The organism is Streptomyces sp. HmicA12 (assembly GCF_000373565.1).
Lineage (GTDB): Bacteria > Actinomycetota > Actinomycetes > Streptomycetales > Streptomycetaceae > Streptomyces.
Genome location: NZ_KB891812.1, coordinates 81,500 through 95,561 on the forward strand (window position 1 = coordinate 81,500; position 14,062 = coordinate 95,561).

10 protein-coding genes are annotated in these 14,062 nt (G+C 70.0%); 2 read left to right on the forward strand and 8 right to left on the reverse strand.

The features are described 5' to 3' along the window. Positions 1–116: 116 nt before the first annotated feature. Positions 117–1,166 carry an aldo/keto reductase gene (locus tag B072_RS0122600; RefSeq protein ID WP_018532256.1) on the reverse strand — a complete coding sequence of 350 codons (1,050 nt, stop codon included), beginning with the start codon at positions 1,164–1,166 and terminating at the stop codon, positions 117–119. A 208-nt stretch (positions 1,167–1,374) separates the two neighbouring features. Between B072_RS0122600 and B072_RS49280 the strand changes: the two genes are divergently transcribed. Next, entirely contained in the window at positions 1,375–1,665 is a 291-nt protein-coding gene (locus tag B072_RS49280; RefSeq protein WP_018532257.1) for a TetR/AcrR family transcriptional regulator, read from the forward strand. 426 nt (positions 1,666–2,091) lie between these two features. Here B072_RS49280 and B072_RS0122610 read toward each other — a convergent pair whose 3' ends face one another. Both B072_RS0122610 and B072_RS0122615 read right to left on the reverse strand, forming a co-directional pair. Continuing rightward, positions 2,092–3,432: an FG-GAP repeat domain-containing protein gene (locus tag B072_RS0122610; RefSeq protein WP_018532258.1), complete on the reverse strand. Its 1,341-nt coding sequence runs from the start codon at positions 3,430–3,432 to the stop codon at positions 2,092–2,094. A 516-nt stretch (positions 3,433–3,948) separates the two neighbouring features. Beyond that, complete coding sequence (locus tag B072_RS0122615; protein ID WP_018532259.1) at positions 3,949–5,073, reverse strand: NADH:flavin oxidoreductase; 1,125 nt, start codon at positions 5,071–5,073, stop codon at positions 3,949–3,951. Between the two features lie 211 nt (positions 5,074–5,284). Between B072_RS0122615 and B072_RS43835 the strand changes: the two genes are divergently transcribed. Beyond that, complete coding sequence (locus B072_RS43835) at positions 5,285–5,863, forward strand: AAA family ATPase (protein ID WP_018532260.1); 579 nt, start codon at positions 5,285–5,287, stop codon at positions 5,861–5,863. 234 nt (positions 5,864–6,097) lie between these two features. Here the strand turns inward: B072_RS43835 and B072_RS49825 are convergent, their stop codons facing one another. The 5 genes from B072_RS49825 to B072_RS0122645 all read right to left on the reverse strand — a co-directional run bounded on the left by B072_RS49825 (position 6,098) and on the right by B072_RS0122645 (position 14,022). Beyond that, entirely contained in the window at positions 6,098–7,870 is a 1,773-nt protein-coding gene (locus B072_RS49825) for a S8 family serine peptidase (protein WP_018532261.1), read from the reverse strand. A gap of 217 nt (positions 7,871–8,087) precedes the next feature. Continuing rightward, positions 8,088–10,967, reverse strand: a complete 2,880-nt coding sequence (locus B072_RS0122630) for an ATP-binding protein (protein ID WP_018532262.1) — start codon at positions 10,965–10,967, stop codon at positions 8,088–8,090. 177 nt (positions 10,968–11,144) lie between these two features. After that, positions 11,145–11,867, reverse strand: coding sequence for a class I SAM-dependent methyltransferase (locus tag B072_RS45640; protein ID WP_078506543.1), 723 nt, complete (start codon positions 11,865–11,867; stop codon positions 11,145–11,147). Next, complete coding sequence (locus tag B072_RS0122640) at positions 11,864–12,679, reverse strand: HIT domain-containing protein (protein ID WP_158689229.1); 816 nt, start codon at positions 12,677–12,679, stop codon at positions 11,864–11,866. Before B072_RS0122640 ends, B072_RS45640 begins: the two co-directional genes overlap by 4 nt. Positions 12,680–12,720: 41 nt before the next feature. Beyond that, entirely contained in the window at positions 12,721–14,022 is a 1,302-nt protein-coding gene (locus tag B072_RS0122645; protein ID WP_158689230.1) for a prenyltransferase/squalene oxidase repeat-containing protein, read from the reverse strand. Positions 14,023–14,062: the final 40 nt, after the last annotated feature.

Sequence of the window (14,062 nt, forward strand, 5' to 3'; positions counted from 1 at the left end):
GTACGTCCACGTAGCCCGAGGCGAACTTCAAGGATGCGGATCCCAGGCGGCCTACGGGTTCGGTCATGTCAGCTCCTCATTGGCGGCAGGGGGCGCGGAGCCGCCTGGCGGCGCCGTCAGACGTTGGCGTAGCCGGGGATGGAGGCCTTGATGCGCTCGAGTTCGCGTTCGTCGGAGACGCCCTGGAAGTCGTGGCGGGGCGTGTACGGGAGCTCCAGGCGACGGGCCTCGTCGTCGGTGAGGTCGAGGTCGAGGGAGGCGACGGCGTCGTCGATCTGCTGGATGGTGCGGGCGCCGACCAGGGGGGCTGCGACGACGGGGTTGCGGCGCAGCCAGGCGAGGGCGATCTGGGCGCGGCTGACGCCCCGGGCGTCGGCGACGGCACCGAGCTCGTCGATGATCAGACGGTCGCTGTCGGCGTTCGCCTTGTACAGCATGTCGGCGAAGCCGCCGTCGGTGGCCGCGCGGGCACCGGCGTTCGCCTCGTCGAAGGGGCGGGCGAGGCGGCCGCGGGCCAGCGGGCTCCACACCATGGTGGCCACACCCTCGTCGGCGCACAGCGGCAGCATCTCGCGCTCCTCCTCGCGGGCGAGGAGGTTGTAGTGGTCCTGCATGGTCACGAAGCGGGCCCAGCCATGGCGCTCCTGGAGGTGGAGGGCCTTGGCGAACTGCCAGGCGTGCATCGAGGACGCGCCGAGGTAGCGGGCCTTGCCGGCCTTCACCACGTCGTTGAGGGCCTCGAGGGTCTCCTCCAGCGGCGTCTCGTTGTCGAACCGGTGGATCATGTAGACGTCGACGTAGTCGGTGCCCAGGCGGCGCAGGCTGGCATCGATCTCGGACGTGATCGCCTTGCGGGACAGGCCTCCCCCGTTCGGACGACCCGGACGCATGGCGTGGCGGACCTTGGTCGTGATGACGACATCGTCGCGGTCCGCGTAGTCCTTCAGCGCCCGGCCCAGGATCTCCTCCGACGAGCCGTAGGAGTACATGTTCGCCGTGTCGAAGAAGTTGATGCCCGCGTCCAGCGCGTGCTTGATCAAAGGCCGGCTGGACTCCTCGTCCAGGGACCAGACAGGGTGACCACGCTCCGGATCGCCGTAGGTCATGGCACCGATGGCCACGGGTGACACGTCGAGGCCGGTCCGGCCGAGCTTGATGTAACGCATCAGAAGGCTCCTACGATGGAGATCGAGACAAGCGGAGAACTCTCCGCCTGACTCTTCGACGGTAACGGAGAACTCTCCGTATCACAAACGGGGCAGCTCTCCCCTGACCTCACCACCGCGTCACTGCAGCATCACCGCCGCATCACCAGCAGGAGGACCCTTACCCGAGGCCGCACGGCAGCACGCCGACGCACTCAAGAACCGGGAGGTGATCCTCCAAGTCGCCAGCGACGCGCTCACCGAGTCCCCCGACGCCTCGCTCAACTCGATCGCCAAGCGGGCGGGCGTCGGTCCCGGCACGCTCTACCGGCACTTCCCCACCCGCGAAGCACTGCTCCTCGAAGTCCACCAGCACGGCATCGACCGACTCACCGACGCCGTGACCGAAGGCCTTGCCACCCAGCCTCCGCTGGAGGCGCTGCGCAGCTGGTTCACCACCCTGAGCGGCTACGTGCGCTTCAAGCACGGCCTCGACGAGGCACTGAACTCCGCACCCTGAGCGGCGACGTGCGCTTCAAGCACGGCCTCGGCGGAGCACTGAACTCCGCCGCCGCCAAGGACATCATCAGCGCCTCCTGGCCACCCGTCACCGCGGCCGTCCAACGCCTCATCGACGCTTGTGTGGAGGCCGGCGAGATGCGCCCCGACATCGACCCCGTCGACGTCATCATGCTGCTCAGCTGCCTGTGCGTACGCAGGACAGCCCGGAGGGCTCCGCCCAGGCCGCCCGTCTCATGGATCTCGCGATCGACGGCTTCCGCCCATAGGCGAGGGGCGGCGCGGCGGGTTCGGCTCCGCGCGCCAAGCGGTGCGCGAGGGGGCCACCGTCCACTCCCCGAACGGCCACCGTCGAGTTCATCAGCGAGCTCTGGCGCTCACCCGTTACGGAGCCCAGGAGCACGTGCCCGGGACAGCAAGCATGTACCTACGAACCTTGATCCTTGCTGGGGACGACCGGGAAGGATGCCTTGTCGCGGCCCGTGCGGTCGGTGATCCACCACCTGTCCCCGCCCAGAAGGGCCAGTTCCGCGCGGCCGTCGCCGTCCCAGTCCTGGACGGCGAAGAGGGTGCCGTCGGTGGGGCCGTCGTCACCCGGCACGGACCGCTTGATGGAGTGCCAGGGTTTCGATCCGAGCCCGTGCTCGGAGCCGCCCCGCAGCACCTCGATCCGTGCGTCCCCCTCCTCCTTCTTCTTGGTGAGCTGTACGGCCAGGTCGTCGCAGCCGTCGCCGTTGAAGTCCCCGACGGCGAGCCCGGCGCCGAAGCCCTCCTTGAAGTCGCCGCCTTCGATGGTGACCCACTTCTTCGCCTCCGCCCCGTAGCGGACGCTGACCTGGCCGCGCCGGTGAGGTGTGTCCACCTCGTCGTAGCTGTCGACGAAACTGCGACCGATGGCGATGTCCTGGCGCCCGTCGCCGTCGAAGTCGCCGAAGACGATGTTCTCGCCCTCCGGCAGCCGCTCGGGCTCCCTGCTCAGGCCGGCGGCGGTACGAGCGCCGCCGGTGTACAGCAGGGGCGGGTCCCACGGAGAGCCGTAGAGCGCGAGATCGGTGGCGCGGTCGTCGTTCGCGTCCCCTGCGACCAGTACGGGTGACGCGCCCTCGTCGACCGGGCTGGGGATCTTCACGGTCCCGACCGGAGCCCCGGAGCGCTTGAACGGCCCCTTGAGGACGACCAGTTCCCGAGTCTCGTTCCAGTCCCTGAACACAGCGAGGTCGGTATGGCCGTCCCCGTCGAAGTCGCCGGCGACCGGCGCGGTGTGGTATCCGCTTCCCCGCAGTGGCACGCGCCCGTGCGCTCCGCCGACCCGCGGACCGTTGGGGCCTCCCCACAGGACCTGGGCGGCGCCGCTCACGACGAGGTCGGCGTGGCCGTCCTCATCCAGGTCGGCGACCGTGGGCTGCAACGGGTCGTCGCCCGTCTGGACATCGTCCGGCACACCGAGGTCGTCGTGGGCGAAGACGGTCGTGCGGTCGGGGTCAGGACCGTGCTCGGAGCCGGGCACGACGAACAGGTCGAAGTTCTCCGTCTCGGAGATCTCGTGCACCAGATCGACGAAGCCGTCCCCGTCGAGGTCGGGGGTCGCGGGCGTGGCCTCGCGCGCCGAATCGACCGCCCGGCAGGGACTGTTGGGCACCGCACGCACGCCGCCGGACGGCCGAAGGACGAGAAACGCCACCACCGCCACCACCACGAGGGAGGCCGCCACGGCGTGCCACACGCGCACGTGGCGGAAGAACGGACCGCCTGCTGTCGGAAAGTACATCAGCCCACTTCACGGGCGTGGGCGCGGCCCGCACAAGGAAGCGGATCATTTCGTTACGGGGGTGATGCACGACGGTCCTGCCCCCTCCGGTCCACGGGTACGTACGGCGGTGAGCCAGGGCTGCTCCCGGCCCGAGGTCGGCGTCGTCCGGGCAGCCCCGCGGGCTTCGATCTGCGACAGCAGGATCGGAGCGGATCGCGGCGCTCGTCGCCGACGCCGGGGCCGACACGGTCGTCAACGCCGCGGGCCGGGCCCGGAAGGCCGACGATACGGATCTTCATCTGGGCGGCCCAACGCTTGAGACAGTGCCCTGAATGGCGCGTTGGGGTAAGCCGCCTCGTCATGGACGAAGTGGCGTACGGATGAAGTACTGCCCGCCGGGATCCGGTCGAACCCGAACGGAGGCCGCGTACTGATCCCGGCCCTCCGCCTCACCCGCCGCTCCCCTGACCCAGCTACGCACCGACCGGCGCGCGGCTGGATGTCACGCAACCGCGCGCCTCGACGACCGAACGCTCAGCTGAGGGTCTTCAGCGCGTCGGCGTCGTACGGCTTGAGTTCGTCGAAACGGTCGGCGAGCACCTTGGCCGCCCACTCGGGGTCCTGGAGCAGCGCGCGGCCGACCGCGACCATGTCGAACTCCTCGGCCTCCATGCGGTCGAGGAGGTTGTCGATGCCCTTGACCGGCGAGCCCTGGCCCTGGAAGGCCTTCACGAAGTCGCCGTCGAGCCCGACCGAGCCGACGCTGATGACCTGCTTGCCCGTGATCTTCTTCGTCCAGCCGGCCAGGTTCAGGCCCGAGTCGTCGAACTCGGGCAGCCAGTAGCGGCGGGTGGAGGCGTGGAACACGTCGACGCCGGCCGCGGCGAGCGGCGACAGGATGGCCTCCAGCTCCTGCGGGGTCTCGGCGAGGCGGGCCTTGTAGTCCTGCTGCTTCCACTGCGAGTAGCGGAACAGGATCGGGAAGTCCGGGGAGACCTTCGCGCGGACCGCCGCGACGATCTCCTCGGCGAACTTCGTCCGCGCCACCGGATCGCCGCCGTAGCCGTCGGTGCGCCGGTTCGTGCCCTCCCACAGGAACTGGTCCAGGAGGTAGCCGTGGGCGCCGTGCAGCTCCACGCCGTCGAAGCCGATGCGCTCGGCGTCCGCGGCGGCCTGCGCGAAGGCGGCCACGACGTCGTCCAGGTCCTGCTGCGTCATGGCCTTGCCCGTGGGCTCGGCACCTGCGGTGACCAGACCGGAGGGGCCGACGGCGGGAGCTTCGGGGTACGGAGCCTCGCCCTGCTGACGCACCATGCCGATGTGCCACAGCTGCGGAACGATGGTGCCGCCCGCCGCGTGCACGTCCTGGGCGACCTTCGCCCATCCGGCCAGCTGCTCCTCGCCGTGGAACCGGGGGACGCGGTCACTCTGTCCGGCCGAGTCGTGACCGACGTACGTTCCCTCGGTGACGATGAGGCCGACCCCGGCGGCCGCCCGCCGGGCGTAGTAGGAGCGCACGTCCTCGCCGGGAACGCCACCGGGCGAGAACATGCGCGTCATCGGGGCCATCACGATCCGGTTCGGAACGGTGAGCCCGCCCAGCGCGATCGGGCGGGACAGGAGGCGAGCCGCGCGGGAGGCGGGCGTCGTGGTGGTCACACGGACTCCTCGGAGGATGCAGGGTTAACCGGTTGGTATGTGAGCGTGCATTGTTACAGCCCATGAAGTAACCGGTCGTACGGGGGCCTGCATTCCCGCCCACAGGGGCCGCCTCCTGCAAGATCCCGGGCCGGCTGCGCTGCGCCTCGCCCGTAAGGCGCCTGGGAAATGCGATGGCCGCTCGCTCAGGCGCGCTGGCACGCTTGCGGATGTGATCGCTGCGGAGCTGGACTGCCTGATCGTGACCGGGATGCCCGGGGCAGGGAAGTCGACGGTCACCAGGCATGTCGCCGGGCTCCTGCCGCGGTCGGCCCGGCTGGACGGTGATGTCGTCAGCAGGTTGGTCGTCGGCGGTCGTGTGTCGGCTCTTGGTCATCCTGCCGACGAGGCGGCCCGGCAGGTGGAGCTGTGCAACCGCAACCTGTGCACGCTGGCGAACAATGTCTCCGCCGCGGGTTTCACGCCCGTGATCGACTGGGTGATCCCGGACCGTGCGCAGCTGGACTTCTTCGTCTCGCTTCTGTCGGCCCGGCGGGTTCTGTTCGTCGTTCTCACGCCGGGCATCGAGACGTGCCGGCACCGCAACCGGCTCCGTGACCCACGAGAACGGTTCGACTTCGACGGCTACGACGATCTCGATGCCGCCATGCAACGCGAACTGGGCGGAGTGGGCTGGTGGTTCGACACCTCGGCCCTCACAGCCGAGGAATCCGCCGATCGCATCATCCGCGAAGCCCGTCACCGGGCCCTGGTGAGCCGACCCGGCGAAGGGTTCACGGACGGGTTCTGAGTTTCCTGTTCTGAGCTTCCGGTTCTGAGCTTCGTGCAAACGGCCGCCGTCCATCGGGGCCGCCGACCGTGGACGTGGCTGTGGGGTCCGAGGAGGCGAGCCTGCCTCGGACCCCACAGCGGTCAGGGCGCCGCGTTCACCCCGGCCTCGTGCGCCCGGCCCGCATGGCCGTGCCGTGCGCACACGCGGCGCCTGGGTGCGGGCCGAGGGAGCGGCCCGCACGTCTCCGGTGGATCAGCCGGCGAAGCAGAGCGCGTTCCCGGCTCCGAAGTCGTAGCAGGTGATCTGCTTCGACGTCTTCGCCGTGCGGCCGCCCTTGTCCGTCACCGTCACCTGCGCGGTGTAAGTGCGCTGGCCCGTCGGGTACTGGTGCGATGCCTCGACTCCCGTGGCGTTCGCGTTGTCGCCGAAGTTCCAGGCGTACGAGGCGATGTCGCCGTCCGGGTCGCTGCTGCCCGAGGCGTCGAAGGAGCAGTCGCGGTACCAGCAGGACACCGTGAAGGACGCCGTCGGCGCGTTCCCGGCGGGCGGCTCTGCCGAGCCCGCGGTGACCTGCTTCGTCGTGGCGCCCGTCAGGCCGTCGTCGTCGGTGACGGTGAGCTTGACGGTGTAGGTGCCCGCCTTCGCGTACGTGTGAGCGGGCTTGGCTCCGGTGCCGGTGGTGCCGTCGCCGAAGTCCCAGGCGTACGAGGCGATGCTGCCGTCCGGGTCGGAGGAGGCGCCGGCGTCGAAGGCGCAGTCGAGCGCCGAGGCCGAGCACTGCGCGGTGAACGACGCCGTGGGACGGCTCGGTTCGCCCGGTGCGGAGCCGAGGGCGGTGACGTCGAGCAGCTTGTTCGGGGAGGAGGTGCCCGGGCTGGTCACGACGCCGGACTGCGCGTTGTCGACGAGCGCGTCGCGTACCTGCTGCGGGGTGGCGTCGGAATGCGCCGACAGGTAGAGCGCCGCCGCGCCGGCGGCGTGCGGGGTCGCCATCGACGTTCCGCTCATGACGGCCGTCCCGCCGCCGTTCTTGGTGGAGGTGATGGAGCCGCCGGGCGCGAACAGGTCGAGACAGCGACCGTAGTTGGAGAAGCTGGAGCGCGCGTCGTTGCTGTCGGTGGAGCCGAGCGTGATGGCCGCGGGCAGGCGCGCCGGGCTGGTGCCGCAGGCGTCCTTGCTGTCGTTGCCGGCGGCCACCGCCACCTGCACGCCCGCGTTGATCGCGCCCTGGACTGCGTCGTCCATGGCCTGGTCACTGCTGCCGCCGAGGGACATGTTGGCGACGGCAGGCTTCTTCGCGTTCTTCGCGACCCAGTCCATGCCCGCGACGATCTGCGAAGTCGTTCCCGATCCCTGGCAGTTGAGCACCCGGACGCCGACCAGCTTGACGGCCTTGGCGACTCCGTAGTCCTTGCTCCCCACGGTGCCGGCCACGTGCGTGCCATGCCCATGACAGTCCGAGGAGTCCGTGTCATTGTCGATGAAGTCGTAGCCGGAGGAGGCGCGGCCCTCGAAGTTCGTGTGCTGGCGGTAGAGGCCGGTGTCGACGATGTAGGCCGTCACACCGGACCCGTCGCCCGGGTAGGTGTACGTGTTGTCCTTGGCACCGTCGATCCTGTCGAGTCCCCACGACGGCGGGTTGGGCTGGGTGCCGCTCACCCGGAAGCGGGTCTCGGCCTGGACGTACTTGACGCCGGGTGCGTCGGCGAGGCGTTGGGCCTGCGCGGGCGTCGCCTCGAGGGCGAAGCCGCGCAGCGCGGCGGAGAACACGCGGCTGACGGAGCCGCCGTTCTCGTCCACGAGGGCGTCGGCGCGGGCCGCGACGTCCGCGGTGGCGACGGACACCGACGCGGTTCCGTCGAGGGCCACGATGTAGCGCCCGGCCACGGTGTCCTGGCGGTCGGCACCGAGTACGCGGTGCTGCGGCGCGGCGTGTGCTGCGGTGGCGGCGCCGCCGACGGCGAGCGCCGCCGCGGCGAGAGTCCCGGCACACAGGGCCGCTAGCTGTCTCTGGCCTGCTGGCATCGTCTGCTTCTCCTCGTGGTGAGGGGTGCCCGCACGCGGGCGGAAGGGGAGGCGCGAGGGGCGCCGCGCGGCCCCGGCATGGGGGTCGAAGGCCGCGCGGCGTCGGACACCACCCTGCGAGGCGGGTCTGAGCGGAACAATCCGTACCGCGTTAGGTAGGGGTACGTATAACGACGCTGACCCGAAGCGGAGTCGTACGGGACAAGGCGCGCGGGGCTCAGTCGGGCTCCGGCGTGTCGCCCTGTCGCAGGGCCGCCGCGGCCACATCGGCGCGGGAGGTGACGTGCAGTTTCCGCAGCACCTTGGCGACGTGCTGCTCGACCGTCCGGGGTGACAGGAACAGCGCCTGTGCGATCTCCCGGTTGGTGAGCCCGGAGGACAGGAGGCGTGCCACTTCCCTCTCGCGCGGGGACAGTTCGGTGCCGTACCCGCGGCGGCCGCGGCGCGGTCCGGCGAAGTGCCCGTCCGCACGCAGGGCGCGGCGACAGCGCGCGGCATCGCGCGGAGCCTCCAACGCTTCGTAACGGGCGCTGAGGGTCGTCAGCTCCTCGGCGGACAGGGGCCGTTCCGCATCCGTGGCGGCGCACTCGGCGGCGGCCTCGGTACATCGGGCGGCGGCGTAGGGAGCCGGGAGTGCGGCGTAGCTCGCCGCGGCCCGCTCGTAGCAGTCGACCGCCCGGGCGTGGTCACCGGCGGCGCGCGCCAGGGTGCCGTGGCACGCGAGCAGTGCGGCGGCGGCGAGTGGCCAGTGGCGTCCCTCGACGGCGCTCTCGAACTCGGCGACCAGCGCGCGGGCCTCCACGAAGCGGCCGGCCCGGGCCCAGGCGAGTACCGCGGCCGGCAGCAGATCGCCGGCCCACCCCCACACCTCCTTGCGCCGTATCCGCGGCACGGCGCGGTCGGCCTCCGCGCAGGCCACGGCGTCGTCGCCGCGGTACAGATGGATCCAGATCATGGCCGCGGAAGCCGCCGCCAGCAGGGGTGCCGAGGTGTTCACCGGGTCGGCCAGCGCCGCCTCGGCGAGCCGGGCACCGGCGCTGTCCCACTCCCCCCGGGTCATGGCCAGCAGGCCGAGCACGAGGTGGGCCTCGGCCTCGACGCCGGACACACCCGGAGCGGCGCCGAGGAGCCGGCGCGCCCGCTCGCCGAGTCCCTGCCGACGGCCCTGGGTCCAGTCCAGGCGCAGCCGGGTGCCCTCGACGATCGCGTGCAGGAACGGCGCGCCGCAGCTGCGGGCGAGCCGGGCGCCCTGTCTCGCGAAGTGGACGGCTTCCGTGTCGCGGCCCAGCCATGCCGCGGAGTCGGCGAGGTTGGCACACATGCGGGCGAGTTCCGCGGTCCCCTCCGTGGTGCCGCCGAGCGTGAGGAGCGCGTCGGCCTCCGCGGCCACCGTCGCATCGCCCAGGGTCATCCGCAGCGCCAGGTGGTTGCCCCGCACCGCGAGGTGCAGGACTCTGCTGTCGTGCCGACGCGCCTGTTCCTCGGCCCGGTCGATCCATGCCTGGTGGACGGCCGCCGCCTCCTCGCCCCAGATGGGCATGGCGAGACCGGCCATGGCGCGGGCGGCGAGTTCGGGCCGTTCGCGCAGCTCGGCGACGGCTCGCTCGGTGTCGGCGCGGCCCTCGATGTGATTGCCCGCCTGGTTGTTGAGGAGCAGGCCGAGATTGAGGCGGATCTCACCGCGTACGGCCTCGGGCAGCGACGGATCCTCGACGCTGCGCCGCAGCAGACGGGTCGAGCGGCTGTGGGCCAGGCCGATGACCGCGATACGACTGAGCCGCACGGCGAGGCGCGCCCGGTCGGGGGCCGGCAGGTCGGTGTCGGCGAGCAGTCCTTCGAGGAGTTCGACGGCGAGCGCGGTGTCCCCGACCGCGTGGGCGGACTCGGCGGCCTTCTCGGTGAAAGCGCGCCACGCCGGGGTGTCGCCGCATCCGCGGGCGTGATGGGCGAGTTGGACCAGCGAGAGGCCCTCGCTCCCGGACAGCGCGTCGACCGCGGCGGCGTGCAGGCGCCGCTGATCGAGCCGCAGCAAACTGTCGTAGACGGCCTGTTGCGCCAGCCCGTGCCGAAACCCGTACAGGTCGTCCGCCACTTCGTGCAGCACGCCCGCCTTCAACGCTTGCTTGAGGCCCGCGGTGGCGGCGATGTCCGAGAGGCCGGCGACCGACGAGATCAGTGCCGCGCTCGCCGGCACCCTCAGTACGGCGGCGGCGTGCACCAGGCCGACGGTGTCCGGGTCCAGGTCCAACAGGCGGTCCGCCATGGCCTCCTGGAACAGGACGGGCACGGTCACGGAGTCGAGCGTGTCCTCGTCCCCGCCGAGACATCGGACGAACTCCTCGATGACGAAGGGAATCCCGGCCGTGCGCTCGTGCAGCCGGCCCGCCAGTTCGGCGGACACGTCCCGGCCGGTGATGGCCCCGGCCAGGGCACGTACGTCGGACACCTCCAACGGCGCCAACGGGATGATCACCGAGGTGACGGCCGGCGGATGCCGGTAGGCGCGCCCGAGCGGGAGCCCTGCCCCTGGTATGTCCTCGCGCCGGTAGCTCAGTACGGTGCACAGCCCAGTCGGCGGATCGTCCACCAGGAAACGTACGAGGTCGCGGGTGCCGTCGTCGGCGCGGTGCAGATCCTCGACGATCCAGACGACCGGGCCGAGGGCGTCGAGCAGTGCGCGTACGGCACGGAAGAGTCGGTGGGCGGCCGCGCCGGGGTCCGCCAGCGGCTCGGGCTGCGGCGGCAGGCGGTCGGCCAGCTCCGGAAGGTACGGGCGCAGTACCCCGCACACGGGGTTCAGGCCGGACGGAACCCGTGCGCCGATCGTGCGGAGCGTGTCGAACACCGGTCCGTAGGGGAAGGGTTCGCGCAGCGGCGGACAGGCGCCGAGCAGCACGGTGGAGGCACCGGCGTCCCCACGCTCGGCCCGCGCGTCGAGTGCCTCCCGGATCAGCCGGGTCTTCCCCACTCCTGCCTCGCCCTCCACCAGGGCGACCGAGGGCGCGTGGTCGAGCACGTCGAGAAGCAGCCGCAGCGGCCCTGCGCGCCCCACCAGCGGGGCCGAGCCGAACCCCGATATCGGTCGGTCCAACGGCACGTGTTCCTCCTGCCTCGGGGACAGCGCGTGCCGCAAGCTACTTCGCCCGTGCGGGAGGGGGCAAGCCCGTCGGTGGGGCGCACCCGGCGGCTATGGCGGCGCGTTGCTCGGCCGCTCCTCGTCGACGAGCCGCGGCCACAACCTTTGCGGCGCGCGCCTGTGGGGCGGGTACAGGGGTCAGTTGGCGTGCGGTCGGGCGAAGCAGTGCAACCAGCGGGACTCCGCGCTACGAGAGGTGATCCGGACCGGGGTCAACTTCGCGTCCTGAAGGAGTTCCGTGAGCATGGCACCCGAAATACGAGCGTAGTAGCGCACGAAGTCCGGCCCCTTGGCCTGCCAGCCGGATGAGTCGTCGAGATGAACGCTGACGAACAGCAGGCCCGAGGGTTTCAGCACACGGTGGCATTCGGCCAATGACTGGGGCATGTGCTGCGGGATCAGGTGATGCAGGACTGCATTCATCCAGAGGCCGTCGAACGAGCGGTCCTTGAAGGGGAGCGCACGAACGTCGCCTTCCAAGAAGTGCGACTTGGGCACGCGCTCACGCGCCATGTGCAGGAGCTTTTCTGATCGGTCGACCCCGCACACGATGTGTCCGAGTGAGCTCAGATATTCGACGTCGCGACCATGTCCGCATCCAACATCGAGCAGAGACGCAGTGCAGGGGATTCTCTCGTTGAAGAACGTGAGAAGATCCTTGACTTCGTCGATCGAGTCATTCTGCGCCGCATATCGGGCAGCACAGCGATCATAGGAGGCGATCGTTCCGCTATAGAACTGATCCGCCTCCTGATCTTCCTCCAATAAGTTGGCGGAAAATATCGTGATCACCCCTCCCCCATTGATCTGCTGTTGCAGCGTAGCAACATCGCTCGATGATCGCCGCGCCATTGCGGTCATTCATGCCCGTGAGTGGGCGTCAGAGTACTTGTGCGATTCTTCTCGCTCTGCCGTGCGGCATCGTGGCTCCCGAGGGAACTCGGCCTCTCCTGCCACTCGCCCGCCTCCAGGAACAGCGCTGTCGCCGCGATGTCGTGCAGCACCGCGTCGTCGGCGAAGACGACCTCGTCGCGCCAGTCGCAGCGCAACGAGAATTCCTCGGACGAGCCCTGTGCGCACTGCGCGACAAATCGCCGAAAATACTGCGAAGGCAGGGCGCCGCCCGGTGGCTGAAAGAGCATTCCACGTTCCCCGTCGCGCGTTCCGAGCGTGAAGGAGTGATAGGAGGAACCGTGTGCCTCCAGCGCTGCCCTGCGGCTCGCCCAGTCCGCCGGATCAAATTGGCTTCCGGCATATCCGTCCGCTCTCGTGTACCCGTCCAGCAGATCCAGAACTTCGGATCCGATCAAGTTCGGCAGGACGTGCACGTGGGCGTGTTCGGTGGGCGCGCATTTCACTCGCTGGGGTAGCGCTGCACCGGTTCGGCCCGTTCCGTGCTCGAAGGTCAGGTAAGAGTCCCGACTGAAGCGTTCCGTCAGCCGTAACCCCACCTTGCGGCAGATCTGGCGGAATCGGATCGTTTCTGTGGAGGGCAGGCGGGCGGTGGCGAGAATGTGCAGTCCCGGAATGACCAGGACGTGCCCGGCGCTCAACGGAGCCACTTCGGCCAGCAGGAGATGGCCGTCGACGAGCCAGTGCTGTCGGACGGGCCGGAACGTGGTGCAACGCGCCAGCTCCACATATTCCGGCGTGGGTGATCCTGTGGCGATCACCTGGCAGAACGTGCACTCTAAATCATCCAATGAAATCCCCCTCAGGTAGTGCGGCGGTTTCTGTACTGCTCAGTGGCGAACAGCCCCAGGGGGAGAATGAGGCCGAGCGTGAAATCCTGCCAGGAGAATCTGCCCAGGCCCACGAAGAGGGTGCCGAGGAGCGCGGACAGGGAGAGCAGGCCCACGGACCAGTGCCGACCGAAGGCGCGTACGAACCGAGCCCGGCGCTGCGCCCGGATGATCGCGGTCAGCGGTTGGTCGCCGGCGTCGGCTCGCTGGATCACGACCAGGGAGGGCGACCAGAGAATGTGGTCGGACGCCATCGCCGGCGAGACGCGCCGCAGGTCGGCCAGTGCGTTGACGAAGGGCGCGACGGACCAGATCGACTCCCCCGACCCACCGTGCACGTTGGGCCAGGCGCCGCTCGGTAGCTGCCCGGACGTGATGGTCTTGAATGCGTCGGCGATCAGTTCGGCAGGCGCTCCTTTGGGATGCCGAAGCAGGGCGGACGCGGCGAATGCGAGCCCGTAGTGCGGCATGACCGTCTGCCACACCACTGACGCGCCGTTCGAATCCAGGAATGAGGTGTTGTAGCTCTCCACCCGCGCGTCCCCGTCGTCCAGCCTGGTGGGGTCGAGATGGGCGGTGAGCCATTCGAAGGCGGGAAGCGTGCGGGTGTCGTTCCATTGCGGACGGAGTTCGAGAATCGTCACGAGGGCGAACGAGGTGTGCGTCACGGTGGGAGGCCGCCCGGGTATCTCGCCCCAGCCACCCGGCTCACCACGCGCGGCCATCAGCCACTCGAGGCCCGTGGTGATCGCCTCGGCATACGGGTTGAGCTGGTGGAGCGCCCGCAGTCCCAGACACGTCAGCCACACACGTGACGGGCATCCGACCAGTGAACCCCAACCGCCGTCGGTGTTCTGATTGTTCACCAGCCACTCGTACGCCGCTCGGGCGTCCGGCCCGTTGCCGACCAGGCCGGTGCGGGCCGTTCCGATCACGTAGGCGACCCAGCCGGTGGCTTCCATGACGGGGTGCCCGAGACTGGTGTTGGTCGACCATCCGCCGTTGACCCGGGTGTCCGCCGACCGGGCCTGACGCTCGCGCAGAAAGCCCAGGCACTCGGCGAAGTGGTCGAAGGGGGCTCCCACACGCTGGAACATGTCGACGCCGACCGCTGTGGCCGTGGGGCCGGGAACGGCAGCGTCCAATTGGTGGTACCACCCGCCGGCGCCGGTCCCCTGCCCTGGCCTAAATCGGTTCCGCATAAAAGACAGGGCATTTTCCAATGCCTGTTCCGTGCGGGATAGATCTACCCCGACGCCGATTGCCGACACCATAAGGCGGGCCCCCGTCCACCTGCCATTACCCCCAGTTCAT

What these genes read in the sequence shown, in the direction of transcription:
- B072_RS0122600 (WP_018532256.1), bottom strand. Translation starts at nt 1,166, where the DNA reads ATGCGTTACATCAAGCTCGGCCGGACCGGCCTCGACGTGTCACCCGTG.
- B072_RS0122610 (WP_018532258.1), bottom strand. Translation starts at nt 3,432, where the DNA reads ATGTACTTTCCGACAGCAGGCGGTCCGTTCTTCCGCCACGTGCGCGTG.
- B072_RS49825 (WP_018532261.1), bottom strand. Translation starts at nt 7,870, where the DNA reads ATGCCAGCAGGCCAGAGACAGCTAGCGGCCCTGTGTGCCGGGACTCTC.
- B072_RS45640 (WP_078506543.1), bottom strand. Translation starts at nt 11,867, where the DNA reads ATGACCGCAATGGCGCGGCGATCATCGAGCGATGTTGCTACGCTGCAA.
- B072_RS0122645 (WP_158689230.1), bottom strand. Translation starts at nt 14,022, where the DNA reads ATGGTGTCGGCAATCGGCGTCGGGGTAGATCTATCCCGCACGGAACAG.